This is a genomic window from Ciceribacter ferrooxidans (genome assembly GCF_004137355.1).
GTDB classification, from domain to species: Bacteria; Pseudomonadota; Alphaproteobacteria; order Rhizobiales; family Rhizobiaceae; genus Allorhizobium; species Allorhizobium ferrooxidans.
In genome coordinates this window covers 37,217-62,834 of the sequence record NZ_SDVB01000380.1, presented here as the reverse complement: position 1 = coordinate 62,834, position 25,618 = coordinate 37,217, and the positions used below count along the sequence as shown (strand labels likewise).

The window sequence follows — 25,618 nt, the reverse complement described above, 5'->3', positions numbered from 1 at the left end:
TGCAACTCCGCGAAACACGCCGGCGGTCCCGCATATGCGGGACCTGCCCTCTCAGGTCGCTCGGTGGCTCGCACGGGCAGTCGCCTGCCCGAACTACGCCTTCTCCGCCACCTGTTCATTAAAGAAAAGAGCCTGACTGATCAGAGCCTTCACCATGTCCGGATTGAAGGGTTTCGTAACCAGGAAGGCGGGCTCCGGACGCTCACCCGTCAGGAGCCTCTCGGGAAAGGCGGTGATGAAGATCACCGGAATCGTGTCTGTCTTCAGGATGTCGTTGACGGCGTCGATACCCGAACTGCCGTCGGCGAGCTGTATGTCGGCGAGGACCATTTTCGGCTTCGTGCGCCGGAAGAGTTCGACAGCCTCGGTATGGGTGCGCGCCGTGCCGGTCACCCGGTGACCGAGATCCTCGACCATCTGCTCGATATCGAGCGCGATCAGTGGCTCGTCCTCGATAATCATGATGTCGGTCGCCACTTGCCGTGAGATCTCCTCGGAGGCCTTGCTCACCAGCGCATCCAGCTCGGCGTCCTCGACGCCGAGAACGTCTGCCGCCTGTTCGCGCGAAAAACCTTCGACGGTCGTCAGCAGAAAGGCGTGGCGCGCCCGGGTCGGGACGGCCGCGAGATTGGCGGCAGCGCGGCGTTCCCAGGCGAAGGGCGAGGAAATCGGGGGGATCTCGATCGAAGTCGTGTCGAACAGCGCAACAAAGAGCTTGTACAGCGACACACGGTCGTCACCGCTTTCAGGGAACATGGAAATGTCGGCGATCAGCGCTTCCAGCACGGCCGCCACATAGGCGTCACCGGATGTCTGCGAGCCTGTCACGGCTCGGGCATAACGCCGAAGATAGGGGAGATGGGCAGCTACGCGGGCAGTCAGGGACATTCAGCTTCTCCAATCGGGCGCATTCAGCGCTGGTTCGCGGACTGATGGACGGGGTCGAAGTGTCGGCTGAAGTGGCCGGAACGAGGTGGAGGGGCACGCAGGGTGGGCCGCCTGTTCAGCCCGGCACGGGAAATCGGCGAACGGCATCCGTCGACAGCGCCGCGATCCTGCCGCCGGCCGGCGGACGACGAACGCACGCCGATCGACGATCGCGTTGAACTCGGCAGTCCGGCTGTGGCCCACCTGAGGGGCTGCGTGTGATGAGCCCTGGTCAGTTTCATCAGTAGAACTCGTAAATGCAGACTTCCGCGACAACGGCCAATGGACCAAAAAAGTTCCGACGCCCCGGAACTTTTTTTATGCTAGTACAGTTCTTGGGGGATTCCTAATATTGTAACGGGGTGAATGGGGTTTATGGCACCTGAGAAGATGAAGGACCGCAAAGCAAGACCGAAGCGGTCTGATGCAGGAAGGGAGCTTTCAAACACCCTCATCGCGTCAAAGTTGCGCGGATACTACGACAGTATCGTCGAAGAAGGAACACCGAAGCATTTCTTGGATTTGCTCGAACGGCTTGATGATGCCGAGCGCAACAGCACCAAGAAGTAGCGCCCCTTTCCGACTATCTTCCGGCGTGTCTTGTCAGATCTTTCGACCTACTCCGCCGACTTTCGCCAGCGCGTAGACAAGACACCCGATCATTGCCGTGGTGGCAATCGGACTTTCCCGCATCATCAGCGGAACCTCGGCAATCAGCCCCGTGGTAAGCGGGTCACCCGCCGCCGCGGCCATTTGCTGGCGCATCAGGGCCTCCTTGCGGGCCTGATGGTTGAGGACCATCATCACGGCGATGACCACCAGCGCCAGGGCGGTTGCGGTCAGCGCCACGGTCAGCGCCGCCATGACCGGCCCCGCCGTCTCCGCGACGTAGAGTGCGAGCGCCACGACGAGCGCCACATAGGCGGTCACGAACAGCACGATCAGCAGAACTGCCGCCACCGTATTGCGTTTGACACCTTCCACCACCGGGCGCGCACGACGTAGCGCGAGGCTGGCCAGGACTTCTGCAATGAGATTCATGGGCTCAGCGCCGTGTCAGCAGCGCGGCAAGGAACCCGATGCCGGCGGCGATCCCGACCGCCTGCAACGGATTGTTGCGGATACGGGTCTCGAGGTCCTGCTCTGCCGAACGAAGGCTGTCGCGGGCTGACTGGTAGGCCGCCGCCGAGGCACCCGCCATTTCCGCGCCCATTTCGGTCGCACGTGCGCCGGCCTCCTGGAGCTTGGCGCTGCCGAGGGAGGTGATCGCCTGCGTCAGCGCTGCAATGTCGCGGCGCAGATTGTCGAGTTCGGCCTGAACGTCCTGAAGGTGCGCATCGGTGTTGCCGACGGCTTCCTCCTGCACCTTTTCGCCTGCCTTGCCAGTCATCGAGACTGCAGCCATGTCGTGTCTCCTTCAACGATCGCCCTGCCGACAAACGCACGAGAGGCAGGGCGGTTCCCGCTGCCGTTGTTGTACGCCTCGGCTCCGGCGGAGGCAATTGCAAAGCGGCGCCGGCCAGACGCGGCGAACTCGACCAATGGTCGCACATGCGCCCGTCCCCGGTCGCCGGCAACGGAACTTCCCCTGTCCTGCAGGCGTTGTGCCACCCGAGGCCGCAAGCCTCTTTGTCCAACCAACGAGAGGATGCTGACATGAACTGGAATCAGGTCGAAGGTAATTGGGAGCAGTTCAAGGGCAAGGCCCAGGCCCAGTGGGGCAAGCTCACCGGCGATGACCTCGACGTCATCAAGGGAAACCGCAAGCAGCTTGCCGGCAAGATCCAGGAAGCCTACGGCAAGACCCAGGAAGAGGCCGATCGCGAGATCGACGCCTGGCTGCACCGCCACTGACCATCTGCTTCCCCCTGTCCCGAGGGCCCGGCACATCGTGCCGGGCCTTTCTCGTTTGCGGGTGGAGCCACCCGCGAGCAGTGCTATTGTCTGTCTCCGGAGCATCGGCTACGACCCTCACCACGACCGCGAAGCGTGAGGAATGTCCGCCCATGACCAGAATCGTCTTTCTCGACCGCGACACACTCTCGCCGGAAACGACGCTTCGCGAACCCGAGTTCGCGCATGACCTGGTGCTCTACGGTCGCAGCGCCCCGGACGAGGTCGCGAGCCGGATCGCTGACGCCGACATCGTCATCACCAACAAGGCGCCGATCCGCGCCGATGCGATCGCCGGCGCGCCGAGGCTGAAGCTGATCGCGGTCGCGGCGACGGGCACGGATTGCGTTGATCTCGCCGCCTGTCGCAAGGCCGGCATCACCGTCTGCAACATCCGCGACTACGCGACGAACACGGTCCCCGAACATACCTTCGCGCTGATGCTGGCGCTGAGACGCAGCATCGTGCCCTATCGGCAGTCGGTGATCGACGGCCGCTGGCAGGAAGCACGGCAATTCTGCTTCTTCGATCATCCGATCTCCGATCTTTCCGGCTCGACGCTCGGGATCGTCGGCCACGGCGCGCTCGGCCGCTCCGTCGCCCGTATCGCCGAGGCCTTCGGCATGACGGTGCTGGTCGCCGACCGCAAGGGCGCCGGCGTGCCGCCGGCCGGGCGCACCGCCTTCGACGAGGTGATGCGCCGAAGCGACATCATCACACTCCATTGCCCCCTGAACGCCGAAACGCGCGGGATCATCGCCGCACGCGAATTCGCGCTGATGGAGCGCAAACCGATCCTTATCAACACCGGCCGTGGCGGCCTCGTCGACGAACAGGCGCTGGCGGCCGCGCTCGATGCAGGACAGATCGCCGGCGCTGGTTTCGACGTGACCGACGGCGAGCCGCCGGCCGCCGACAGTCCGATGATGCGGATCGCCGGCCGTCCCAACGTCATCCTGACGCCGCACGTCGCCTGGGCGAGCCGGCAGGCCATCCAGGCACTCGCCGACCAGCTCGTCGAGAACATCGAGCTTTTCCAGCGAGGAACGCCATGCAACGTCGTCGGTTGAACGAAACCCGACCAAAGGCAGGGAGGCCATGCCCCCGGCCATATGCTATGAGCGAAGCGCCGCGGGTGGAGAACGGCACGGAAGAGGGACGAGGAGGAGCATTGAATGAAATTCTTTGATGTCGCCACAGCCGGTGAAGAGGTCCTGACCGGCCGGTCGGGCACGCTCGGGCTGATCAGCCTCAACCGGCCGCGGATCATCAACAGCCTCTCGCTCGGCATGGTCCGCGCCATCGACGCCGCCCTCGACGATTTCGAGCGCGACCCGACGATCGCCGCCGTGATGGTGACGGGCGAAGGCGAGCGCGGCTTCTGTGCCGGCGGCGACATCAAGATGCTCTACGAAGGCGGCAAGGCAGGCAGTCCAGAGCCGGCGACCTTCTGGCGCGAGGAATACCGTCTCAACGCGCGGATCGGCTCCTACCCGAAACCTTATGTCGTGCTGATCGAAGGCATCACCATGGGCGGCGGCGTCGGACTTTCCGGCCATGCGAGCCACCGGATCGCCACCGAGACGGCGCGCCTTGCCATGCCGGAGACGGGCATTGGTTTCTTCCCCGACGTCGGCGCGACCTGGCTGCTCTCGCAGGCTCCCGGCGAGCTCGGCACCTATATGGGGCTCACCGGCGAGCCGGTCGGCGCCACCGATGCGATCGCCGCCGGCTTCGCCGACTGGCTCGTCGAGACCTCGCGCATTCCCGAGATCGCCGAGGCGCTCGCCTCCCTTCCCGCCACCGCCGGACACAACGACGTCGCCGCCGTCATCGCCGAGACCGCAAGCCCGGCGACGGCGCTGGTCTTCGCCGAGCACCGCAACCTGATCGACCGCTGCTTCGCCTTCGACAGCATCGAAGAGATCCTCGAAGCGCTCAGCCTGGAGACCAGCGAGTTCGCGACGAAGGCGCGCGCCACGATGCTGACGCGCTCGCCGACGAGCCTCAAGGTGACGCTGGCGCTGCTCCGCAAGGGCCGGTCGTCGCCCGATCTCGAAGCCTGCCTCGAACGCGAATTCGCCGCGACCGACGAGATCCTCCGCACGCCCGATTTCTACGAAGGCATCCGCGCCGCCATCATCGACAAGGATCGGAACCCGAAATGGTCGCCGGCGACGCTGGATGCCGTGGGCCCGGCATTAGTCGACGCCTTCTTTGCGGTGAGGGATGAGCGGTTGTTCGGCTAGACGGCGACCGAGGAATAGCGGGGCCGTCGCTATGCACCGACGTCACGACGAAGGCGGCATGCCTTCGAACTTGGTCAGTGCTGGATCGACACAATCCCACGGCTGCGCCGCTTTCGTCCAGGTGACGAATTGTGGAGCGTAGCGCTCCGGCTCGTCCAGGCTCGACGCGCGCACGGTGAAGATCTCGGGAACGTCCGGAATAGTCATGAACACGGGTGAACCGCAGGTGGGACAGAAGGCACGACGCTTACGCGTGCCGCCATCACCCACCAGATCCCAGGTGCGTGCATCGCCGAAAATCTGAACCTCGGCACCGGCAAAGACCACGTGCGAAGCATGGCCTGTCCCACTTTCTCTCTGGCACTGCCGGCACTGACAATCGACCATGGCGACTGGATCACCAACGACTTCATAACGCACGGCTTCACAGGCGCATCCGCCGCGAAAAGACTTGGACATCGGCATTCTCCCGTTTGAACTTGGTGTCAGGTCACTCTTTGCGTCTTCAATCCGCTTGCCGGATCGTTGCCTTCAGCCGTGGCACGACAACTTTCCAGCCATCGCCCATGTTACGGAAAGCGACTTCGTTCTTTGGCAGCTCGAAGCCTGAATGAACGAGGCGTACGCGCGTCCCCTCGGCCACCGACTCCAATGTCCAGGTGACGACGGTATCGAGCCTCGACCCATACCCCTCATTGCTGTCGTCACCACCACGCCATGCATAGGCAAACCGGACGTTTTCCTGCACTTCCAGCACTTCGCAGTGGATCGTACCGTCCCAAGCACCGGCCGGTTTGGTCTGGTAGGTAAACTGGTTGCCGACGACAGCCTCAAATCCGGAGGGCTGCATCAGCCAACGCGCGATCATTTCGCCTGTGGTCAGCGCTCGCCAGATGACCTGTGGCGCATGCGGAAAAATCTCGTCGACGACGATCTGCTGGAGAGAAGAAATCATGGCTGCGTCGGTCACGGGTCGATTTCCTTCAGAAGAGAACGGAGATTGCCGAAGCGTTCGCGCCAGAAGATGCCATAGTGGCTTATCCAGTCGAACAGGGGTTCGAGACCTTCCGGACGGACCCGGTAGAACGTGTTGCGCCCCTCCGGGCGTTCGATCACGAGCCCGGCCTGCTTCAGCGCTTTGAGATGTTGAGAGATCGCGCCCTGCGTTACCCCGCTTCCACGGGTCAACTCGACGACGGTGATCTCGTTCGTGCTGGCGATACGCTCGTAAATGCCTCGCCGGGTAGGATCGGCGAGCGCACGCATGACGGTGTTGACGGCTGCTGCTTCAATCATGCTTAAATCATTAGTACAGACTATTTGATGAGTCAACACTAATTATTCTTTCGGAGCCCTTGAACTGTCGCGGACTACCGGGTGAGGTGTCTCACTCGATCTCGTACGGCATCGGATTCCGCACCCGGTGATCCACCACCAGTTTGCGCTTCAGGGGAGGCACCGCGCGGCTGGTGCATTTCGTCCGCTCGCAGATGCGGCAGGAGATGCCGATCGGATCGTAGGCGGCGCGGTTGTTGAGGTCGAGGCCGTCGGCATAGACGAATTGATCCGCGTAGGAGATTTCGCAGCCAAGCGCCAGCGCGTAGCTCGGCTGCGAAGCCCGGAAGCCGACCGATCCCTTGTTCACCTGCGTGGCGACGCAGAGGTAGCGCACCCCGTCCGGGGTCTCGGCAAGCTGCCGGATGATCCGGCCGGGCATCTCGAAGGCCTGATGCGCGTTCCAGAGCGGACAGGCGGCGCCGAAACGGGCGAACTGCAGGCGGGCGGCACTGTGCCGCTTCGTGATGTTGCCGGCCCGGTCGATGCGGGCGAAGAAGATCGGCGCGCCCTTCAGTCCCGGACGCTGCAGCGTCGACAGCCGATGGCAAACCTGCTCGAGCGAGGCACCGAAGCGGGCCGCCAGAAGCTCGACGTCGTGGCGCAGGTCCCGAGCCGCCTGCTGAAAGATGCGGTAGGGCAGGACCAGCGCACCGGCAAAATAGTTCTCGAGGCCGAGACGGCAGATCTCCATCGCCTCCTCGGTACGGAATCCCGCCTGCTTCAGCACCTGCTCGATCTTCGGCACCGCATGCATCTGCGCGATCTGCACCGCGAGCTGGAAGTCGCGCGTCGGTGCCGCCGCATAGCGGCTGATCGTCAGGATGCGGCTTGCCGGGTCGAAGCGCCGGATCGCCTCGTCACCGGCCTCGCCGCGCACGACACGCACGCCGTATCGCCGGTCGAGGCAGGCCGAAAGTGCGGCGTGGTTGTCCCCCTCCCCGAGCTTGAGCTCCGCTGCGAGGTTCTCCGCCTCGACGTCGAGCTCGTGGATGTAGTTGTCGACGAAGTGGAAGAAGTCGCGCACCTCGTCATAGGAGGTCGTCTCGTTGGGAGCGGCACCGCCGAAGCGGTCGTCATAGCTTGCGAGCTGTTCGCTGTTGCGCCGGTAGGCCTGATGGCAGTCAATCAGCGCGTGCGCGAGGCCGGGCGCGTTCTGCGTCACCAGCTTCAGCTCCTGCAGGCTCGGCGAATATTGTTCGAAGAGCGGGTCAGACAGCGCTTCGGTCAGAGCCGAGAGCAGCCGGTCGTTTTGCCCCGACGAAAGCTCGGCGATGTCGATGCCGAACTTTTCCGCCAAGGCCAGCAGGACGGCGGCGGAGATCGGCCGCTGGTTGTTCTCGATCTGGTTGAGATAGCTTGTCGAAATGCCGATCTTGTCGGCAAACTGGGCCTGCGTGGCGTGGCTCGCCTGGCGCAGTTCGCGCACCTTGCGGCCGATGAAGAGTTTTCCGATTGCCATTTTGCAATTTCGCATTTCGCTGTTTGCAAATTTATAGATCCGCAACTGCGCCTGTTCAATCATTTTCTTTGCCGGGCACTGTGTTTAAGGGCACAACTTGACTTGCAGGCCTTGAAGACCATCGGGAGGAAGCATGCGATTGATATTGGATCAGCTCGAAGCCCGGCGCGCCGAAGCCCATGTGGGCGGCGGACAGCGGCGCATCGACGCCCAGCACGCCAAGGGCAAACTGACGGCGCGCGAACGCATCGAGGTCCTTCTCGACGAAGGCTCCTTCGAAGAATACGACATGTACGTCACCCACCGCTGCACGGACTTCGGCATGCCGGAGCAGAAGATCGCCGGCGACGGCGTCGTCACCGGCTGGGGCACGATCAACGGCCGCCAGGTCTATGTCTTCTCCCAGGATTTCACCGTCCTTGGCGGCTCACTGTCGGAAACCCACGCCCAGAAGATCTGCAAGATCATGGACATGGCCGTGAAGAACGGCGCACCCGTGATCGGCCTGAACGACTCGGGCGGCGCCCGCATCCAGGAGGGCGTCGCCTCGCTCGCCGGCTACGCCGACGTCTTCAAGCGCAATGTCGATGCCTCCGGTATCATCCCGCAGATCTCCGTCATCATGGGCCCCTGCGCCGGCGGCGCGGTCTATTCGCCGGCGATGACCGACTTCATCTTCATGGTCCGGGATTCCTCCTACATGTTCGTCACCGGCCCGGACGTCGTGAAGACCGTGACCAACGAGATCGTCACCGCCGAGGAACTCGGCGGCGCGCGCACGCACACGACAAAATCCTCGGTCGCCGACGGCGCCTATGAGAACGACATCGAGGCCCTGGAACAGGTCCGCCTGCTGTTCGACTTCCTGCCCTTGAACAACCGCGAGAAGCCGCCGGTCCGGCCGTTCCATGACGACCCCGCCCGCGTCGAGATGCGCCTCGACACGCTGATCCCGGATTCGTCAAACAAGCCCTACGACATGAAGGAGCTGATCTACGCACTCGCCGACGAAGGCGATTTCTTCGAGATCCAGGAAGCCTTCGCCAAGAACATCGTCACCGGCTTCATTCGCATGGAAGGCCAGACGGTCGGCGTCGTCGCCAACCAGCCGATGGTGCTCGCCGGCTGCCTCGACATCGACAGTTCGCGCAAGGCCGCCCGCTTCGTGCGCTTCTGCGATGCCTTCTCGATCCCGATCCTGACGCTGGTCGACGTCCCCGGCTTCCTGCCCGGCACCAGCCAGGAATATGGCGGCGTCATCAAGCACGGCGCCAAGCTCCTCTTCGCCTACAGCCAGGCGACCGTGCCGATGGTGACGCTGATCACCCGCAAGGCCTATGGCGGCGCCTACGACGTCATGGCTTCCAAGCATATCGGCGCCGACATCAACTATGCCTGGCCGACCGCCGAGATCGCCGTGATGGGCGCCAAGGGTGCGACCGAAATCCTCTATCGTTCCGAACTCGGCGACGCCGACAAGATCGCCGCCCGCACGAAGGAATACGAGACCCGCTTCGCCAATCCCTTCGTCGCCGCCGAGCGCGGCTTCGTCGACGAGGTCATCATGCCGCACTCCTCGCGTCGCCGCATCGCCCGCGCCTTCGCCTCGCTTCGCAACAAGCAGGTGGAGCCCCGCTGGAAGAAGCACGACACGATCCCGTTGTGAGGGGAGGACGAGATGGCTGACCTTCCCGACATGACCAAGCACAAGGGGTTTCCGTCCGGAATGCCGGGAACCGGTGTGCAGTTCACCATCCGCCGCGCCAACCCCAAGGGCGTGACCCCGCTGAAGGCCCTGCCGCGCAAGGCGAGGCCGGGCACCAAGGAGCACCGCATCGACGCGGCCTTCCTGCATGCCCTCTGGCATTATTTCGGGCCGGAGCCGTTCGAGCGCGGCAACCTGGATGCCGCCCGGCTGAACCTTCTTTTCGGCCGCGAAGTCGTCGCGGCGGAAAAGAATTTCGACCCGCTTTCCTACGAAGCCATGCTGGTGATCGACGAAAGGGTCGGCCGGCAGAACTTTCCGGAATCTTTTGAAGACGTATTCGAGGTGTGACGGTGACAATCAAGAAGCTGCTGATCGCCAACCGTGGTGAAATCGCCTGCCGTGTGATCAAGACGGCGAAGAAGATGGGCATCGCCACCGTTGCCGTCTATTCCGACGCCGACCGCGACGCGCTGCATGTGAAGATGGCCGACGAGGCGATCCATATCGGCCCGGCACCGTCGAACCAGTCCTACATCGTCATCGAGAACATCCTGGACGCGATCCGCAAGTCGGGCGCCGACGCCGTCCATCCGGGCTACGGCTTCCTCTCGGAAAACGCCGTCTTCGCCGATGCGCTCGCCAATGAAGGCATCACCTTCGTCGGTCCACCGGTTGGCGCGATCCAGGCGATGGGCGACAAGATCACCTCGAAGAAGCTCGCGGCCGAAGCAGGCGTCTCCACCGTTCCGGGCCACATGGACCTGATCGAGGACGCCGATGAAGCGGTGAAGATTTCCGATCAGATCGGCTACCCTGTGATGATCAAGGCCTCCGCCGGCGGCGGCGGCAAGGGCATGCGCATCGCATGGAACGCCGAGGAAGCCCGCGAAGGCTTCCAGTCGTCCCGCAACGAGGCGAGGAACTCCTTCGGCGACGACCGCATCTTCATCGAGAAATTCGTCACCGAGCCGCGCCACATCGAAATCCAGGTGCTCGGTGACAAGCACGGCAACGTGCTCTATCTCGGCGAGCGCGAATGCTCGATCCAGCGGCGCAACCAGAAGGTCATCGAGGAAGCCCCCTCCCCGTTCCTCGACGCAGCGACCCGCAAGGCGATGGGCGAGCAGGCCGTCGCGCTCGCAAAGGCGGTCGGCTACCACTCCGCCGGCACGGTCGAGTTCATCGTCGACGGCAAGGAGAACAAGTTCTACTTCCTCGAGATGAACACCCGTCTGCAAGTCGAGCACCCGGTGACCGAACTGGTAACGGGCCTCGATCTGGTCGAGCAGATGATCCGCGTCGCCTCGGGCGAGAAGCTTTCCTTCGGCCAGGAGGACGTGAAGCTCAACGGCTGGGCGATCGAAAGCCGCCTCTATGCGGAAGACCCCTACCGCAACTTCCTGCCGTCGATCGGGCGGCTCACCCGCTACCGTCCGCCGCGGGAAGGCCGCCAGGACGACGGCACGATCATCCGCAACGATACCGGCGTCTACGAGGGCGGCGAGATCTCGATGTATTACGACCCGATGATCGCCAAGCTCTGCACCTGGGCGCCGAGCCGCCTCGAGGCGGTCGACGCGATGAGCGCGGCACTCGACGATTTCGAGGTCGAGGGCATCGGCCACAACCTGCCCTTCCTGTCCGCCGTGATGGAACACGAGCGCTTCCGCGAGGGTCGGCTCACCACCGCCTTCATCGCCGAAGAATTCCCGGAAGGCTTTTCCGGCGTGGCACCGGACGCGGATTCGGCCCGCAAGCTCGCGGCCATCGCCGCCTTCATCAACCAGATCCTGCAGGATCGCGCCGTGCAGATTTCCGGCACCATCGGCAATCACCGCCGCATCGTCGGCCGCGACTGGGTGGTGACGCTCGCCGGGCACGAATATCCGCTGACGGTGGAAACCTCGGCCGACGGCACCTTCGCCCGCTTTGCCGATGGTGCCGTATCGTCGATCACCGGCGGATGGGTTCCGGGACAGCTGCATGCCCGCTTCCATGTCGACGGCATGACCATCGGCGTCAAGATCGGCCTAGCCGGCGCCGGCATCCGGCTGCGCTGGCGCGGCATGGACGTGATCGCCCGCGTGCGCTCCCCGCGCGTCGCTGAGCTGGCCAAGCTGATGCCGGAAAAGCTGCCGCCGGACACCTCGAAGATGCTGCTCTGCCCGATGCCGGGTGTGATCACGTCGGTGGCGGTCAAGGAAGGCGATCAGGTCGAGGCCGGACAGGCGCTCGCAACCGTCGAGGCGATGAAGATGGAGAACGTGCTGAAGGCGGAGAAGCGGGGCGTGGTCAAGCGCATCGCCGCCAGGGCCGGCCAGAGCCTCGCCGTGGACGAACTGATCATGGAATTCGAGGGATGAGGACGCAGGCAGCGACAACGGTCGGGGCACCCCCCTCTGTCGGCTCCGCCGACATCTCCCCCACAAGGGGGGAGAGTTGCCTCGAACGCTGCGACTTCGCCTCAGGACAGACCCTCACCAGACAACGGAGCGTCGGCGGCATCCCCCTCTCCCCCCTTGTGGGGGAGATGGCCGGCAGGACAGAGGGGGGTAACGCCACGAAACAGGCAAAACACCTCGGCACGCAGTCCGCACGGAGCAGGGAGAAGACCGGATGACCAAGAAGACCATCAAGGACTGGGATGCGCTGGCCGAGAAGGAGCTGAAGCGCCCGGCCGACAGCCTCACCTGGCACACACCGGAAGGCATCGACGTCAAGCCGCTCTACACGGCCGAAGACCTCGAAGGCATCGGCCATCTCGACAGCCTGCCGGGGTTTGCGCCCTTCGTCCGCGGCCCGCGCGCCACCATGTATGCCGGACGGCCCTGGACGATCCGCCAGTATGCGGGCTTTTCCACGGCAGAAGAATCGAACGCCTTCTACCGCCGTAATCTCGCCGCCGGTCAGCAGGGCGTCTCCGTCGCCTTCGACCTCGCCACCCATCGCGGTTATGACAGCGACCATCCCCGCGTCGTCGGCGACGTCGGCAAGGCGGGCGTGGCGATTGACAGCGTCGAGGACATGAAGATCCTCTTCGACGGCATCCCGCTCGAAAAGATCTCCGTCTCGATGACCATGAACGGTGCGGTGATCCCGATCCTCGCCAGTTTCATCGTCGCAGGCGAGGAACAGGGCGTGCCGCGGGCGCAGCTTTCCGGGACCATCCAGAACGACATCCTGAAGGAGTTCATGGTCCGCAACACCTATATCTACCCGCCGGAACCCTCGATGCGGATCATCGCCGACATCATCGAGTACACGGCGAAGGAGATGCCGAAGTTCAACTCCATCTCGATCTCCGGCTACCACATGCAGGAAGCCGGCGCGACGCTGGTGCAGGAGCTCGCCTTCACGCTCGCCGACGGGCGCGAATATGTCCGCGCCGCCCTGAAGAAGGGCCTGAACGTCGATGATTTCGCCGGCCGCCTCTCCTTCTTCTTCGCGATCGGCATGAACTTCTTCATGGAAGCGGCGAAGCTGCGCGCCGCCCGCCTGCTCTGGACGCGCATCATGCAGGAGTTCCAGCCCCAGAAGGCCTCCTCGCTGATGCTGCGCACCCATTGTCAGACCTCCGGCGTTTCGCTGCAGGAACAGGACCCCTACAACAACGTCATCCGCACGGCCTACGAGGCGCTGTCGGCGGCGCTCGGCGGAACCCAGTCGCTGCATACCAACGCGCTCGACGAGGCGATCGCGCTGCCGACCGACTTTTCCGCCCGCATCGCCCGCAACACCCAGCTGATCCTCCAGCACGAGACGGGCGTCACCAGGGTGGTCGACCCGCTCGCCGGCTCCTACTACGTCGAGAGCCTGACCAAGGACCTGGCGGACAAGGCCTGGGCGCTGATCGAGGAGGTCGAGGCGATGGGCGGCATGACCAAAGCCGTCGACGCCGGCCTGCCGAAGCGCCTGATCGAGGAGGCCGCGACCCGCCGCCAGGCGGCGATCGACAAGGGCGACGAGGTGATCGTCGGCGTCAACAAGTTCCGCCTGAACGACGAGCAGCCGATCGACATTCTGGAGATCGACAATTCCGCCGTGCGGGCCGCCCAGATCAAGCGGCTCGAACAGATCAGGCGCCAGCGCGACCCGAAGGCGGTGGAGGCAACCCTTGCCCGGCTCGCCGCCGTTGCCGAAAGCGGCGAAGGCAATTTGCTCGAAGCCGCCGTCGAGGCCGCCCGCGCCCGGGCGAGCGTCGGCGAAATCTCCGACGCCATGCGCAAGGTCTTCGGTGACCATACGGCCGTTCCGAAGGTCGTCAGGAACATCTACGGCAAGGCCTACGAGGGCGATCCCGAACTCGCGACGCTTTCCGATCGCCTGAAGCATTACAGGGACGTCAAGGGTGCGGCCCCGCGCATCCTCGTCGCCAAGCTCGGCCAGGACGGCCACGACCGCGGCGCCAAGGTGATCGCGTCGGCCTTCGGCGACATCGGTTTCGACGTGATCGCCGGCCCGCTGTTCCAGACGCCGGAGGAGGCCGCCGACCTCGCCGTCGCCGAGAAGGTGCAGGTCGTCGGCATGTCCTCGCTCGCCGCCGGCCACAAGACGCTGGCACCGCAGCTTGTCGAAGCGCTGAAGGCGAAGGGGGCCGAAGACATCATCGTCGTCGTCGGCGGGGTCATCCCGCGCCAGGATTACGACTATCTCATGGACCACGGCGTCGCCGCCGTCTTCGGCCCCGGCACCAATGTCATGGACGCGGCGAAGTCCGTGCTCGACCTCGCGGAAGGGCGGTTACGGAACGCGTGAGGGCGCTTCCGCCGTCCCCACAGGACTGCCCTCGCCGGGTTTCGCCGCTGCCGTCCCCAGGAACGCATCCATGTTTTCTCGCACGATGTTCCGCAGAAACTCGATGACGCTCCGGACGCGCGCCACCTGCCGCAGATCGCGGTGGCAGGTGATCCAGTAGTTGCGCAGCAGTTCGACCTCGTCTTCGAGGACAACTTCCAGCTCCGGATAGTTTTTCGCGATGAAGATCGGCAGCACGCAGAGCCCCAGCCCGTTTCGCGTCGCCGTCAGCTGCGCGAAGATACTCGAGCTCTGGAAGCGCGGCTTTATGCGCGGATGGATGTCGCCGAGATAGTCGAGGCCGGGCGCGAAGATCATGTCTTCGATATAGCCGATGAAGGCGTGGTCCAGCAGGTCGTCGCGGCTCCGCGGAGCGCCCCGGTTATCGAGATACCCCCGCGTCCCGTAGATCTTCAGCCTGTAGTCGCAGAGCTTCTCTGAAAAATACGGCCCTGCCTTCGGTGGGTCGAGGACGACCGCGAGATCGGCCTCCTTGCGCGAGAGCGCCATGATCTGCTGGATCGTCACGAGCTCCAGCGAGATGTTCGGCAAGGCTGCTGCGAAGGTCTGAAGCGTGCCGGTGAAGAAGAAGTTGGCGAAGCCCTCCGGCGCGCTGAGACGCACCACGCCGCGCTGCGCGCTGCCGCCTCCGGCGAGGTCGGCCTGCAGCCGCTCCGTCTCCTGCTCCATCTTCTCGGCGGTCTCGACGAAGCGCTGCCCCATGCCGGTCAGCACGTAGCCGCGCGGATTGCGCTCGAAGAGTTTGACCTTCAAGGCAAATTCCAGCCGGTCGATCCGCCGCGAGACGGTGGCGTGGCTCGTCCGCAGCTGTCTTGCCGCAGTCGACAACTGCCCCGTGCGGGCAACCGCGAGGAAATACTGTAGATCGTCCCAGGTGAAATGCATCGTCGCTCCCGATATCTGTTCAAAAACGAACAGAACCTGTTTGCAATTAGTCGGCGCTAAAACTTGCGTCAATCGATCTTTTCCCGGATCATGCGCCCACGATTGGCCGCGTCGAGGAGCGCGGCTGGTCAAAATTGAACAGATTCGCAGTCTGGAAGACTCTGGGAGGAGACCATATGCGCAAGAATCTCATCGCCTCGCTGGCGATCGTGCTGGCGAGCAGCACCGCTGCTCTGGCCGACGCATCGGACGGCAAAGTCAAGATCGGCATCCTGAACGACCAGTCCGGCGTTTACGCCGATTTCGGCGGCAAGTCGTCGGTCGAAGCCGCCAAGATGGCGATCGAGGATTACGGCGGCAAGGTGCTCGGCGTGCCGGTCGAGATCGTCGACGCCGACCACCAGAACAAGCCGGACATCGCCTCGAACATCGCCCGCCAGTGGTACGATACCGAGCAGGTCGATGCGATCATGGAACTGACGACCTCGTCGGTCGCGCTCGCCGTTCAGGCGATCGGCAAGGAAAAGAAGAAGATCGACATCGTCACCGGCGCGGCGACGACGGAACTCACCGGCAAGCAGTGCAGCCCCTACGGCTTCCACTGGGCCTATGACACCCACGCCCTTGCGGTCGGCACCGGCGGCGCGCTCGTGAAACAGGGCGGCGACAGCTGGTTCTTCCTGACTGCCGACTACGCCTTCGGCTACTCCCTCGAACAGCAGACCAGCGACTTCGTCAAGGCGAGCGGCGGTAGCGTCGTCGGCGCGGTGCGCCATCCGCTCGCGACCACCGACTTCTCGTCCTTCCTGCTGCAGGCGCAGTCCTCGGGCGCCAAGGTGGTCGGCCTCGCCAATGCCGGCGCCGACACGCAGAACGCGATCAAACAGGCGGCCGAATTCGGCATCACCCAGGGCGGTCAGCGTCTCGCGGCTCTCCTCTTCACGCTCGCCGAAGTACATGGTCTCGGCCTCGAGGCGGCGCAGGGCCTGACGCTCACCGAAGGCTTCTACTGGAACCGCGACGAGGACAGCCAGAAATTCGGCAAACGCTTCTTCGAACACACCGGCAAGATGCCGAACATGGTCCATGCCGGCACCTATTCCGCCGTGCTGCAGTACCTGAAGGCGATCGAGAAGGCCGGAACGGACGAGACGGAAGCCGTCGCCAAGGCGCTGCACGAAATGCCGGTCGACGACGTCTTCGGCCGCGGCGGTACGGTCGGCCCCAACGGCCGCATGTTCCACGACATGTACCTGCTCGAAGTGAAGAAACCCGGCGACAGCAAGGAGCCCTGGGACTACTTCAACGTTCTCGCGACCATTCCCGGCAAGGATGCCTATATCGATCCGTCCAAGAGCGGTTGCGAGTTCGTGAAGTAAGTCCCGGCCGGAAATGACGAGCCTTCCCTCCGAAAGAACTTCTACGGAGCCGCGCGTGGTCTTGTCCGCGCGCGGCCTCCGCCGCGATTTCGGCGGCTTCACTGCCGTCCGGGACGTCGATCTCGACGTCCATCATGCACGGGTGCATGCCCTGATCGGGCCGAACGGCGCGGGCAAGACCACCGTTTTCAACCTGCTCACGAAATTCCTGCAGCCGACGGCGGGCACGATCACGCTGCTCGGTGAGGAGATCACCAGCACGCCGGCCGACAAGGTCGCGCGGATGGGGCTGGTGCGCTCCTTCCAGATTTCCGCGGTGTTTCCGCACCTGAGCGTGCTCGACAATGTGCGTGTCGCGCTCCAGCGTCCCAATGGGCTCGCCCACCAGTTCTGGCGTCCTCTTTCGGCGCTCGACGCGCTGACGCCGCGCGCCGAGAACCTGCTCGAAAGCGTCGGCCTGATCCGCGAGCGCAACACGATCGCCGCCGATCTTTCCTATGGCCGCAAGCGCGCGCTGGAGATTGCAACGACACTCGCCCTAGATCCCAAGGTCCTGCTTCTCGACGAGCCACTCGCCGGTATGGGCCAGGAGGATGTGCGCGTGATCGCCGGTCTCATCCGCGAGGTGGCAAAGACCCGTGCCGTGCTGATGGTCGAGCACAATCTCTCGGTCGTCGCCGATATCTGCCACCACGTCACAGTCCTGCAGCGCGGCGAAATCCTCGCCGAGGGCAATTACGACACGGTCAGCAGCGACCCGCGCGTGCGCGTCGCCTACATGGGCACGGAGGAGGCGTGAGATGACGGCACTTCTCGAGGTCCGCGGCCTCAATGCCTGGTACGGCGAAAGCCACATCCTGCATGGCGTCGACATGACCGTGCGCGAAGGCGAGACGGTCACCATTCTCGGCCGCAACGGCGTCGGCAAGACGACGACGCTGCGCACGCTGGTCGGAATCGTGCGCGCCCGCAAGGGTCAGATCGTTTTCAACGGCACCGACATGATGAAGGTGCCGCTGCACCGCACCGCCCGCTGCGGCATCGGCTTCGTGCCGGAGGAGCGCGGCATCTTCTCGACCCTTTCGGTCATGGAAAACCTCATGCTGCCGCCGCAGGTCGCGGACGGCGGCATGTCGCTCGACGAGATCTTCGAGCTCTTCCCGAACCTCCAGGAGCGACGCAACAGCCAGGGCACCCGCCTTTCCGGTGGCGAACAGCAGATGCTGGCGATCGCCCGCATCCTGCGGACCGGCGTCAAGTTGCTGATTCTCGACGAACCGACGGAGGGGCTTGCCCCGGTCATCGTCCAGCGCATCGGCGAAGTGCTGAAAAAGCTCAAGGAACGCGGCATGACCGTGCTTCTGGTCGAGCAGAACTTCCGTTTCGCAAGCCGGGTCGCCGACCGCTTCTACCTGATGGAGCATGGCCAGATGGTTTCCGAATTCAAGGTGGAGGAGTTGCCCGAGCGCATGGACATGCTCCACAAGGTCCTGGGGGTCTGAACCATGGCGACAATCTTCGGCATCCCGCTCCAGGCGCTTCTCGGACAGCTTCTGATCGGCCTCATCAACGGCTCCTTCTATGCCCTGCTGAGCCTCGGGCTTGCGATCATCTTCGGCCTCCTGCGGATGATCAACTTCGCCCACGGCGCACAATACATGCTCGGCGCCTTCGTCGCCTATCTGCTGCTGACCTTCGGGGGCATCGGCTACTGGCCGGCGCTGATCCTCGCGCCGCTGATCGTCGGCCTCTTCGGCGCGGCGATCGAACGGCTCTTCCTCCGGCGCCTCTACGACCTCGACCCGCTCTATGGCCTCCTCTTCACCTTCGGCCTGGCACTGACGATCGAGGGGACGTTCCGCTACCTCTACGGTGCGTCGGGGCAACCCTATGCAACGCCGACGGCGCTCGCCGGCGGCACCAATCTCGGCTTCATGTTCCTGCCGATCTATCGCGGCTGGGTGGTCGTGGTGTCGCTCGTGGTCTGTCTTGCCACCTGGCTTCTGATCGAGAAGACCAAGCTCGGCGCCTATCTGCGCGCCGCAACGGAAAACTCGACGCTCGTGCAGGTCTTCGGCGTCAACGTGCCGGTGCTCCTGACCCTCACCTACGGCCTCGGGGTGGCGCTCGCCGCTTTCGCCGGCGTGCTCGCCGCTCCGGTCTACCAGGTGTCGCCGCTCATGGGGTCCAACATCATCATCGTCGTCTTCGCCGTGGTGGTCGTCGGCGGCATGGGTTCGATCATGGGGGCGATCGTCACCGGCTACATGCTGGGGATCGCTGAAGGCCTGACAAAGGTCTTCTATCCGGAGGCGTCCAATATCGTGATCTTCGTCATCATGGCGATCGTTCTTCTCATCAGGCCGGCAGGCCTCTTCGGCCGGGATGCGTGACATGGCTCAGGTAACGACCACTTCCGACATCGGCGGCGGACGTCCCGTCCTCGTGCAGGTGATCCTGCTTGCGGGCGGCATCGGCCTCCTCGCCGCCGCCCCCTTCTTCCTCTATCCGATCTTCGTGATGAAGCTCCTGTGCTTCGCGTTGTTTGCAGGCTCCTTCAACCTGCTGCTCGGCTATACCGGCCTCCTCTCCTTCGGCCATGCGGCCTTCTTCGGAGGCGCTGCCTATTTCACCGCCCACGCGGTCAAGGAATGGGGCTTTCCGCCGGAGCTCGGGCTCCTCGTCGGGGTCGCGGGCGCGGCCGTGCTCGGCCTCGTCATGGGCTTCTTCGCCATCCGCCGGCAGGGCATCTACTTCGCGATGATCACGCTGGCGCTCGCGCAGATGTTTTACTTCTTCTGCCTGCAGGCGGAATTCACCCACGGCGAGGACGGCATCCAATCCGTGCCGCGCGGCAAGCTCCTCGGCTTCATCGATCTCGGCACACCGCTCAACATGTACTTCTTCGTGCTCGCAGTGTTCCTCATCGGCATGCTGGTGATCTGGCGCTTCATCAATTCGCCCTTCGGCATGATCCTAAAGTCGATCCGCGAGAATGAAGTCCGCGCAACCTCGCTCGGCTATTCGGTCGCGCGCTACAAGCTCGGCGCCTTCGTGATGTCGGCGGCCCTCGCCGGGCTTGCCGGCGGGCTGAAGGCCCTGGTCTTCCAGTTCGCAACCCTCACCGACGTCACCTGGCAGATGTCCGGCGAGGTAATCCTGATGACGCTGCTCGGCGGCATCGGCACGCTCGTCGGCCCGGTGATCGGCGCAGGCCTCGTGGTGACGCTCGGGAATTATCTCGCGACCTCGGAATTCCCCGTTACCATCATCACCGGCATCGTCTTCATGGTCTGCGTGCTGCTGTTCCGGCGCGGGATCGTCGGCGAGTTCTATGAGTCCCGCCTCGGACGCAAACTCGGCTTCGAACACCGGCATTAGCCACAAGTTTCCTTCTCCCCGCCTGCGGGGAGAAGGTGGCCGGCAGGCCGGACGAGGGGCACTGCATCACGGGAGGGCGAGGCGTTTGCCCTCACCTCACCCTGTCCCCGTACGCCGGGAGAAGGGACAAGCGGAGCGACATGGAAAACTACGACTACATCATCGTCGGCGCCGGAAGTGCAGGCTGCGTTCTGGCTAACCGCCTCGCCGCCGACCGTTCGACGCGCGTGCTGCTCCTCGAAGCGGGCGGCAGCGACAACTACCACTGGATCCACATCCCGGTCGGCTATCTCTACTGCATCAACAACCCGCGAACGGACTGGTGCTTCACCACAGCGAAGGAAGAGGGGTTGAACGGCCGCGCCCTTCTCTATCCGCGCGGTAAGGTGCTCGGCGGCTGCTCGTCGATCAACGGCATGATCTACATGCGCGGCCAGGCGCGCGACTACGACCTCTGGCGGCAGATGGGCTGCACCGGCTGGGGCTGGGAAGACGTGCTGCCGATCTTCCGCAAGTCCGAGGATTTCTACAAGGGTGCCGACGACGCACATGGCTCGGGCGGCGAATGGCGGGTGGAGAAGGCCCGCGTCCGCTGGGCGATCCTCGAAGCCTTCCAGAAGGCCGCACTCGAAGCCGGCATTCCGATGACCGACGATTTCAATCGTGGCGACAACGAGGGTTCCGGCTATTTCGACGTCAACCAGCGCGCCGGCATCCGCTGGAACACCGCCAAGGCCTTCCTGCGGCCGGCGGTCAAACGCGGCAACCTCACCGTGCTGACGAGGGCGCAGGCGAAGCGGCTCATCATCGAGGGCGGTGCCGTCGCCGGGGTCGAGGTCTGGCACGAGGGCATGACGAAGATCTTCCGCGCCCGCCGCGAGACGGTGCTCGCCGCCGGTGCGATCGGCAGCCCGCACATCCTCGAACTCTCCGGCGTCGGACGCGGCAACGTGCTGCAGAAGGCCGGCGTCGAGGTGGTGACGGAGGTGAAGGGCGTCGGCGAGAACCTGCAGGACCATCTGCAGCTCCGGCTCGTCTACAAAGTGAGCGGCCTGCCGACGCTGAACGAAAAGGCGTCGAGCCTCTTCGGCAAGGCGGCGATCGGGCTCGAATACCTCTTGCGACGCTCCGGCCCGATGGCGATGGCGCCGAGCCAGCTCGGCATCTTCACGAAGTCCAGCCCGGACAAGGACACCGCCGACCTCGAATACCACGTCCAGCCAGTCTCGCTCGACAAGTTCGGCGATCCGGTTCATCCCTTCCCGGCGATCACGGCGAGCGTCTGCAACCTGCGGCCGGAAAGCCGCGGCTCCATCCATCTGCAGAGCCCGGACTTCGCCGCCCAGCCGGTGATCAGCCCGCATTATCTCTCGACGGCCGGCGACCGGGAGACGGCGATCCGCTCGATCCGCCTGACCCGCCGGATCGCGGCCCAGCCCTCCTTCGCGCGCTACCGGCCGGAGGAGTACAAGCCCGGCCCCGCCTTCGAGACGGACGAAGAGCTGATCCGTGCGGCCGGCGACATCGGCACGACGATCTTCCATCCGGTCGGCACCTGCCGCATGGGCGCCGACGCCGAGAGCGTCGTCGACCCGCGGCTCCGGATGCGGGCGCTCAAGCGCCTCAGGATCGCCGACGCCTCGATCATGCCGACCATCACCTCCGGCAACACCAACTCGCCGACGATCATGATCGCCGAGAAGGCCGCCGAAATGATCCTTGCCGACAACCGATAGAAGGAGACACCCCGTGGCAGCACCCATCGCATTCATCGGACTGGGCAATATGGGCGGCCCGATGGCCGCCAACCTCGTCAAGGCCGGGCACGAGGTCCGTGGCTTCGACCTTTCCGCGGAAATCCTGAAGGCGGCGGAGGCAACCGGCGTCACGCCGGCTTCCTCGCTGGCGGAGGCTGCGGAAGGTGCAGGCGTCGTCGTCTCCATGCTGCCGAAGGGCGAGCATGTGCTCGCGGTCTGGCGGGAACTCGTCAAGGTGGTCCCGGCCTCGACGCTCCTGATCGACTGCTCGACCATCGACGTCGACAGCGCACGCCAGGCCCATGAGCTTGCCGCCGGCAAGGGCTGCGCCTCGCTCGACGCCCCCGTCTCCGGCGGCACGGGTGGCGCGGCCGCCGGTACGTTGACCTTCATGGCCGGCGGGTCCGGGGATGCGTTCGAGCGCGCGAAACCGTATCTCGAAGCCATGGGACGCAAGATCGTCCATTGCGGCGGCAACGGCGCCGGCCAGGCGGCGAAGATCTGCAACAACATGATCCTCGGCATTTCCATGATCGGCGTCTGCGAAGCCTTCGTGCTCGGCGAGGCGCTCGGCCTCTCGCACCAGGCACTGTTCGACGTCGCCTCGACCTCCTCCGGCCAGTGCTGGTCGCTGAACACCTATTGCCCCGTCCCCGGCCCCGTCCCGACCTCGCCCGCCAACAACGACTACCGGCCGGGCTTTGCCGCGGCGCTTATGCTGAAGGACCTGAAGCTCGCCCAGGACGCCGCACTTTCGACCGGTGCGGCGACGCCGCTCGGCGCGGAGGCCGCGCAGATCTACGGCCTCTTCGAGAAGCAGGGACAGGGCGGACGCGACTTCTCCGCCATCATCGAGATGCTGCGCGGCGGCCTCCAGGCCTGACGCGGAGCTCGGGGCGATTGCCGTCGGCGGTCAGCGGTCGTCGGCGGCCATGGCACCGAGCAACTTCGGCAGGTCGCCGAAGCGTGCCACCAGCCCGAAGATCAGCGCCGCCGCCACGACGAAGAGCACGGTGACGGAGGCCATCACCGGCGTATAGCCGTAGCGCAGCGCGTTGAAGATCTTGATCGGCAGCGTCTCCATAGTGAAGCCGACCGTCATATAGGCAACGATGTACTCGTTGAGCGACAGCACGAAGGCGAAGGCGTAGCCCGAGACCAGATACGGCCGGATGAGCGGCAGGACGACGGTGCGGAAAACCGTCTTGTCATCCGCACCCATGGTCGCCGCCGCCTCGACCAGCGAGCGGTCGATGGCAGAGAAGCCGAGGGAAAGCGTCACCAGCGGCAGGGTCACGAAGAAGATTGCGTGGCCGATGACCGCCGTCCATGGCTGCCCGTAGAAGCCGGTCGCCGCCCAGAAGGTCAGGAGACCGAGCGCGGTGATCACCGGCGGCAGCGTGAAGGGGGCGATCCCGAGAACGCGGAAGATGTTCGCCCAGGGCGCGATGCGCCGCCACAGGAACCAGGAGAGCGGCAGGGCGATGGCGACCGCAAGCGCCGCCGAGGCGAGCGCCAGCAGCACCGAGGAGAAAAGGGCCGCCCGCCAGCTCGGATCGGTGAAGATCGCGCCGTACCAGGAAAGCGAAAATCCCTGCGGCGGGAAGGTCAGGCTCTGCTTCTCGTTGACCGACACTCCGGCGACCACCACAATCGGCATCGCGAGGAAGATCCCGATCAGGACGAAATAGAGACGTGTCAGATTGCGGCTCATACGGCCTCTCCCTTGCGTCCGACGAGAAGCGTCAGCGCCACCATCCCGAGCGTCACCAGCACGAGGAAAACGGCCATAGCGGCGGCGAACGGCATGTTCGACTGATAGATCGCCTGGTCGGTGATCAGCACCGAAAGCGTCCAGTGCTGCGGCCGTCCGAGAATCTGCGGTAGGAGGTAGCAGCCGAGCGCGAAGATGAAGACCATGATCAGCGTCGCGATGATCGTGTTTCGAAGCGCCGGCACGACGACCGTCAGGAAGGCGCGCACCGGCGAGGCGCCGAGCGTGCGCGCCGCTTCCGTCAGCGTCGGGTCGAGGCGCACCAGCGCGGGATAGAGGACGAGCACGGTATAGGGCAGCGCCTGATAGACCATGCCCGTCAGCACCGCGCCGAAATTCGGCATCAGCGCCACCGGCTTTGCCATGATCCCGAGCATGACGAGAAGGTTCGATATCCCGGCGGTCCGCGAGAGCAGCGTCGACCAGGCAAAGCCGATGATGACCTCGGAAAGCGACAGGATCGACAAGAGCGCCACCAGCCAGACCACCTGCACCTTCCGCGACATGCGCGAGAGCAGGTAGGTGAAGGGTAGCCCGAGCACGACGCACACGACGGCAACCGTGATCGCGAGCAGCAGCGAGAAGCCGAGCACGCCGCCGAAGAAGGCGGAAAGGAACCGCGCATAATTGTCGAAGACGAAGGCCGGCTCGTAGAAGCCGCCCTGCTGACGCTGGAAGAAGCTGACCGCGATCATCGTCCCGAAGGGGATGACGAAGAAGAGGATCAGCATCCCCGCCGGAAAGATAAGCGGCGCATAGTCGAGCGCCTTCTGGGGCGGTTCGCGTCTCATGCGGCAAGCACCACGGCCGTCTGCGGGTCGATGATGACGCCGACCTCCTGTCCGACGCTGACTACCGGCCGCTCGCGCGGCGTCGAGACGGCGATGAGTTCGGTTCCGCGCACGTCCACGAAAGTCTCGATCGTGCCGCCGAGATCGCGGATGAAGGTGACGCGGCCGGAAAGCCGGCCGGCACCCGGCGCCGACAGATGGATGTCCTCTGGGCGGACGGAAAGGCTGCAGGCGGTCTGGCCCGGCGCGGCGATGCCTTCGACCGGCTGGCCGAGGACGAGCGTGCGCCCGCTCTCGACGGTGAGCGGCAGGAGATTGGTCGAACCGATGAAATCCGCGACGAAGCGGTCGGCGGGCTTGCGGTAGATCTCGATCGGGCTCGCCGCCTGGCGGATCTTGCCGCCGTTCATCACCACCACGGTATCGGCCATGGTCATCGCCTCGCGCTGATCGTGGGTGACGACGATGGTGGTGATGCCGAGTTGCTGCTGCAGCTTGCGCAACTCCACCTGCATCGCCTCACGCAGCTTGGCGTCGAGCGCCGAAAGCGGCTCGTCGAGCAGGAAGAGTTTTGGCGAGATGGCGAGCGCCCGGGCGATCGCCACGCGCTGGCGCTGGCCGCCGGAAAGCTTGTTCACCGGCCTGTCGGCATAGCCCGGCAAGTGGATCAGCGACAGGAGCTCCTCGACGCGCCTTGCCTGCGCCTCGCGGGCGACGCCGCGGATCCTCAGCGGATAGGCGATGTTCTCGCCGACAGTCAGATGCGGAAAGAGCGCCAGCGACTGGAACACCATGCCGAGATTGCGCTTGTGCGTCGGCACACGGGTGATGTCCTCGCCGTCGAGCACGATCGCACCGCTCGTCGGCGTGTCGAGCCCGGCGATCATCCGGAGCAAGGTCGTCTTGCCGCAGCCGGACGGCCCGAGCATGCAGACGAAGGTTCCGTGCGGGACGGTCAGCGCCACGTCGTCCACGGCGGTGAACGGGCCGAATTGCTTGGTGACACCGTTGAGAGATAGTCCGGACATCATGTCTCCGAAGTCAAGTAAGGTCTGGGCACATGGCCCTTCCGCCACCGGATACCATTACGTCGGCGAATTGTGTCGCAATCCGGTGGCACGCTCAAGCAGAAGTCTCTGATCGAGACGACAGCCCCTCATCCGCGCTGCCGGGCACCTTCTCCCCGCAGGCGGGGAGAAGGAAAGGAGCGGCACTCGGCGCGCCAGCCTCCCCTCGCCCCGCTCGCGGGGAGAGGGTCAGTC

26 protein-coding genes are annotated in these 25,618 nt (G+C 64.6%); 15 read left to right on the top strand and 11 right to left on the bottom strand.

The window, feature by feature from the left end; translation table 11 throughout:
• Positions 1-93 precede the first annotated feature (93 nt).
• On the bottom strand, positions 94-888 hold the full coding sequence (locus tag EUU22_RS22690) for a response regulator (RefSeq protein ID WP_129334238.1): 795 nt from the start codon (positions 886-888) through the stop codon (positions 94-96).
• A 414-nt stretch (positions 889-1,302) separates the two neighbouring features.
• On the opposite strand from EUU22_RS22690, the gene EUU22_RS22685 reads away from it, so the two are divergent.
• Positions 1,303-1,497 (top strand): NepR family anti-sigma factor, encoded by a 195-nt coding sequence (locus EUU22_RS22685; RefSeq protein WP_165351274.1) that lies wholly within the window; start codon positions 1,303-1,305, stop codon positions 1,495-1,497.
• 33 nt (positions 1,498-1,530) lie between these two features.
• On the opposite strand, the gene EUU22_RS22680 is transcribed toward EUU22_RS22685, so the two are convergent.
• The gene (locus tag EUU22_RS22680; protein ID WP_129334236.1) at positions 1,531-1,968 is read right to left on the bottom strand and encodes a hypothetical protein; all 438 of its coding nucleotides are present in this window, start codon (positions 1,966-1,968) and stop codon (positions 1,531-1,533) included.
• A gap of 4 nt (positions 1,969-1,972) precedes the next feature.
• A complete protein-coding gene (locus tag EUU22_RS22675; RefSeq protein ID WP_129334235.1) occupies positions 1,973-2,332 on the bottom strand; it encodes an ElaB/YgaM/YqjD family protein in 360 nt (119 codons plus the stop codon).
• A 251-nt stretch (positions 2,333-2,583) separates the two neighbouring features.
• On the opposite strand from EUU22_RS22675, the gene EUU22_RS22670 reads away from it, so the two are divergent.
• The 3 genes from EUU22_RS22670 (at position 2,584) to EUU22_RS22660 (ending at position 5,069) form a co-directional block, all read left to right on the top strand.
• Complete coding sequence (locus tag EUU22_RS22670) at positions 2,584-2,781, top strand: CsbD family protein (RefSeq protein WP_129334234.1); 198 nt, start codon at positions 2,584-2,586, stop codon at positions 2,779-2,781.
• Positions 2,782-2,933: 152 nt separating this feature from the next.
• Positions 2,934-3,890 (top strand): D-2-hydroxyacid dehydrogenase, encoded by a 957-nt coding sequence (locus EUU22_RS22665; RefSeq protein WP_129334233.1) that lies wholly within the window; start codon positions 2,934-2,936, stop codon positions 3,888-3,890.
• A gap of 105 nt (positions 3,891-3,995) precedes the next feature.
• Positions 3,996-5,069 (top strand): enoyl-CoA hydratase/isomerase family protein, encoded by a 1,074-nt coding sequence (locus tag EUU22_RS22660; RefSeq protein WP_129334232.1) that lies wholly within the window; start codon positions 3,996-3,998, stop codon positions 5,067-5,069.
• 42 nt (positions 5,070-5,111) lie between these two features.
• Here EUU22_RS22660 and EUU22_RS22655 read toward each other — a convergent pair whose 3' ends face one another.
• The 4 genes from EUU22_RS22655 to EUU22_RS22640 form a co-directional block, all read right to left on the bottom strand.
• Positions 5,112-5,528 (bottom strand): GFA family protein, encoded by a 417-nt coding sequence (locus EUU22_RS22655; RefSeq protein WP_129334231.1) that lies wholly within the window; start codon positions 5,526-5,528, stop codon positions 5,112-5,114.
• Positions 5,529-5,574: 46 nt separating this feature from the next.
• Positions 5,575-6,039 carry an SRPBCC family protein gene (locus EUU22_RS22650; RefSeq protein WP_129334230.1) on the bottom strand — a complete coding sequence of 155 codons (465 nt, stop codon included), beginning with the start codon at positions 6,037-6,039 and terminating at the stop codon, positions 5,575-5,577.
• Entirely contained in the window at positions 6,036-6,365 is a 330-nt protein-coding gene (locus EUU22_RS22645; RefSeq protein WP_129334229.1) for an ArsR/SmtB family transcription factor, read from the bottom strand. The genes EUU22_RS22650 and EUU22_RS22645 overlap by 4 nt, the downstream gene beginning before the upstream one ends.
• A 91-nt stretch (positions 6,366-6,456) precedes the next feature.
• Entirely contained in the window at positions 6,457-7,866 is a 1,410-nt protein-coding gene (locus EUU22_RS22640) for a helix-turn-helix domain-containing protein (protein WP_129334228.1), read from the bottom strand.
• A 133-nt stretch (positions 7,867-7,999) separates the two neighbouring features.
• Between EUU22_RS22640 and EUU22_RS22635 the strand changes: the two genes are divergently transcribed.
• The 4 genes from EUU22_RS22635 to scpA all read left to right on the top strand — a co-directional run bounded on the left by EUU22_RS22635 (position 8,000) and on the right by scpA (position 14,329).
• Positions 8,000-9,532 carry an acyl-CoA carboxylase subunit beta gene (locus tag EUU22_RS22635; protein WP_129334227.1) on the top strand — a complete coding sequence of 511 codons (1,533 nt, stop codon included), beginning with the start codon at positions 8,000-8,002 and terminating at the stop codon, positions 9,530-9,532.
• Between the two features lie 12 nt (positions 9,533-9,544).
• Positions 9,545-9,922, top strand: coding sequence for a hypothetical protein (locus tag EUU22_RS22630; RefSeq protein WP_129334226.1), 378 nt, complete (start codon positions 9,545-9,547; stop codon positions 9,920-9,922).
• Entirely contained in the window at positions 9,919-11,937 is a 2,019-nt protein-coding gene (locus tag EUU22_RS22625; protein WP_165351273.1) for an acetyl-CoA carboxylase biotin carboxylase subunit, read from the top strand. Before EUU22_RS22630 ends, EUU22_RS22625 begins: the two co-directional genes overlap by 4 nt.
• Positions 11,938-12,190: 253 nt before the next feature.
• Positions 12,191-14,329: a methylmalonyl-CoA mutase gene (gene scpA, locus EUU22_RS22620; protein WP_129334225.1), complete on the top strand. Its 2,139-nt coding sequence runs from the start codon at positions 12,191-12,193 to the stop codon at positions 14,327-14,329.
• Here the strand turns inward: scpA and EUU22_RS22615 are convergent.
• Positions 14,315-15,274: a LysR family transcriptional regulator gene (locus EUU22_RS22615; protein ID WP_129334224.1), complete on the bottom strand. Its 960-nt coding sequence runs from the start codon at positions 15,272-15,274 to the stop codon at positions 14,315-14,317. The two genes, scpA and EUU22_RS22615, sit on opposite strands and share 15 nt — an antisense overlap.
• A gap of 176 nt (positions 15,275-15,450) precedes the next feature.
• Here EUU22_RS22615 and EUU22_RS22610 point away from each other — a divergent pair, with 176 nt between their 5' ends.
• The 7 genes from EUU22_RS22610 to mmsB all read left to right on the top strand — a co-directional run bounded on the left by EUU22_RS22610 (position 15,451) and on the right by mmsB (position 22,674).
• Complete coding sequence (locus EUU22_RS22610) at positions 15,451-16,653, top strand: ABC transporter substrate-binding protein (RefSeq protein ID WP_129334223.1); 1,203 nt, start codon at positions 15,451-15,453, stop codon at positions 16,651-16,653.
• A 13-nt stretch (positions 16,654-16,666) separates the two neighbouring features.
• Positions 16,667-17,452, top strand: a complete 786-nt coding sequence (locus EUU22_RS22605; RefSeq protein WP_129334222.1) for an ABC transporter ATP-binding protein — start codon at positions 16,667-16,669, stop codon at positions 17,450-17,452.
• Between the two features lies 1 nt (position 17,453).
• Positions 17,454-18,155: an ABC transporter ATP-binding protein gene (locus EUU22_RS22600; protein ID WP_129334221.1), complete on the top strand. Its 702-nt coding sequence runs from the start codon at positions 17,454-17,456 to the stop codon at positions 18,153-18,155.
• 3 nt (positions 18,156-18,158) lie between these two features.
• Entirely contained in the window at positions 18,159-19,046 is an 888-nt protein-coding gene (locus EUU22_RS22595) for a branched-chain amino acid ABC transporter permease (RefSeq protein WP_129334220.1), read from the top strand.
• 1 nt (position 19,047) lies between these two features.
• Positions 19,048-20,034, top strand: a complete 987-nt coding sequence (locus tag EUU22_RS22590) for a branched-chain amino acid ABC transporter permease (protein ID WP_129334219.1) — start codon at positions 19,048-19,050, stop codon at positions 20,032-20,034.
• A gap of 140 nt (positions 20,035-20,174) precedes the next feature.
• Positions 20,175-21,770, top strand: a complete 1,596-nt coding sequence (locus EUU22_RS22585) for a GMC family oxidoreductase (protein ID WP_129334218.1) — start codon at positions 20,175-20,177, stop codon at positions 21,768-21,770.
• A 13-nt stretch (positions 21,771-21,783) separates the two neighbouring features.
• On the top strand, positions 21,784-22,674 hold the full coding sequence (gene mmsB, locus EUU22_RS22580; protein WP_280956513.1) for a 3-hydroxyisobutyrate dehydrogenase: 891 nt from the start codon (positions 21,784-21,786) through the stop codon (positions 22,672-22,674).
• Between the two features lie 30 nt (positions 22,675-22,704).
• On the opposite strand, the gene EUU22_RS22575 is transcribed toward mmsB, so the two are convergent.
• Genes EUU22_RS22575 through EUU22_RS22565 form a run of 3 tightly spaced genes read right to left on the bottom strand, consistent with a single transcriptional unit; the run spans position 22,705 to position 25,384 of the window.
• On the bottom strand, positions 22,705-23,505 hold the full coding sequence (locus EUU22_RS22575) for an ABC transporter permease (protein WP_129334217.1): 801 nt from the start codon (positions 23,503-23,505) through the stop codon (positions 22,705-22,707).
• Positions 23,502-24,356: an ABC transporter permease gene (locus EUU22_RS22570; protein WP_129334216.1), complete on the bottom strand. Its 855-nt coding sequence runs from the start codon at positions 24,354-24,356 to the stop codon at positions 23,502-23,504. Before EUU22_RS22570 ends, EUU22_RS22575 begins: the two co-directional genes overlap by 4 nt.
• On the bottom strand, positions 24,353-25,384 hold the full coding sequence (locus EUU22_RS22565) for an ABC transporter ATP-binding protein (RefSeq protein ID WP_129334215.1): 1,032 nt from the start codon (positions 25,382-25,384) through the stop codon (positions 24,353-24,355). Before EUU22_RS22565 ends, EUU22_RS22570 begins: the two co-directional genes overlap by 4 nt.
• Positions 25,385-25,618 lie beyond the last annotated feature (234 nt).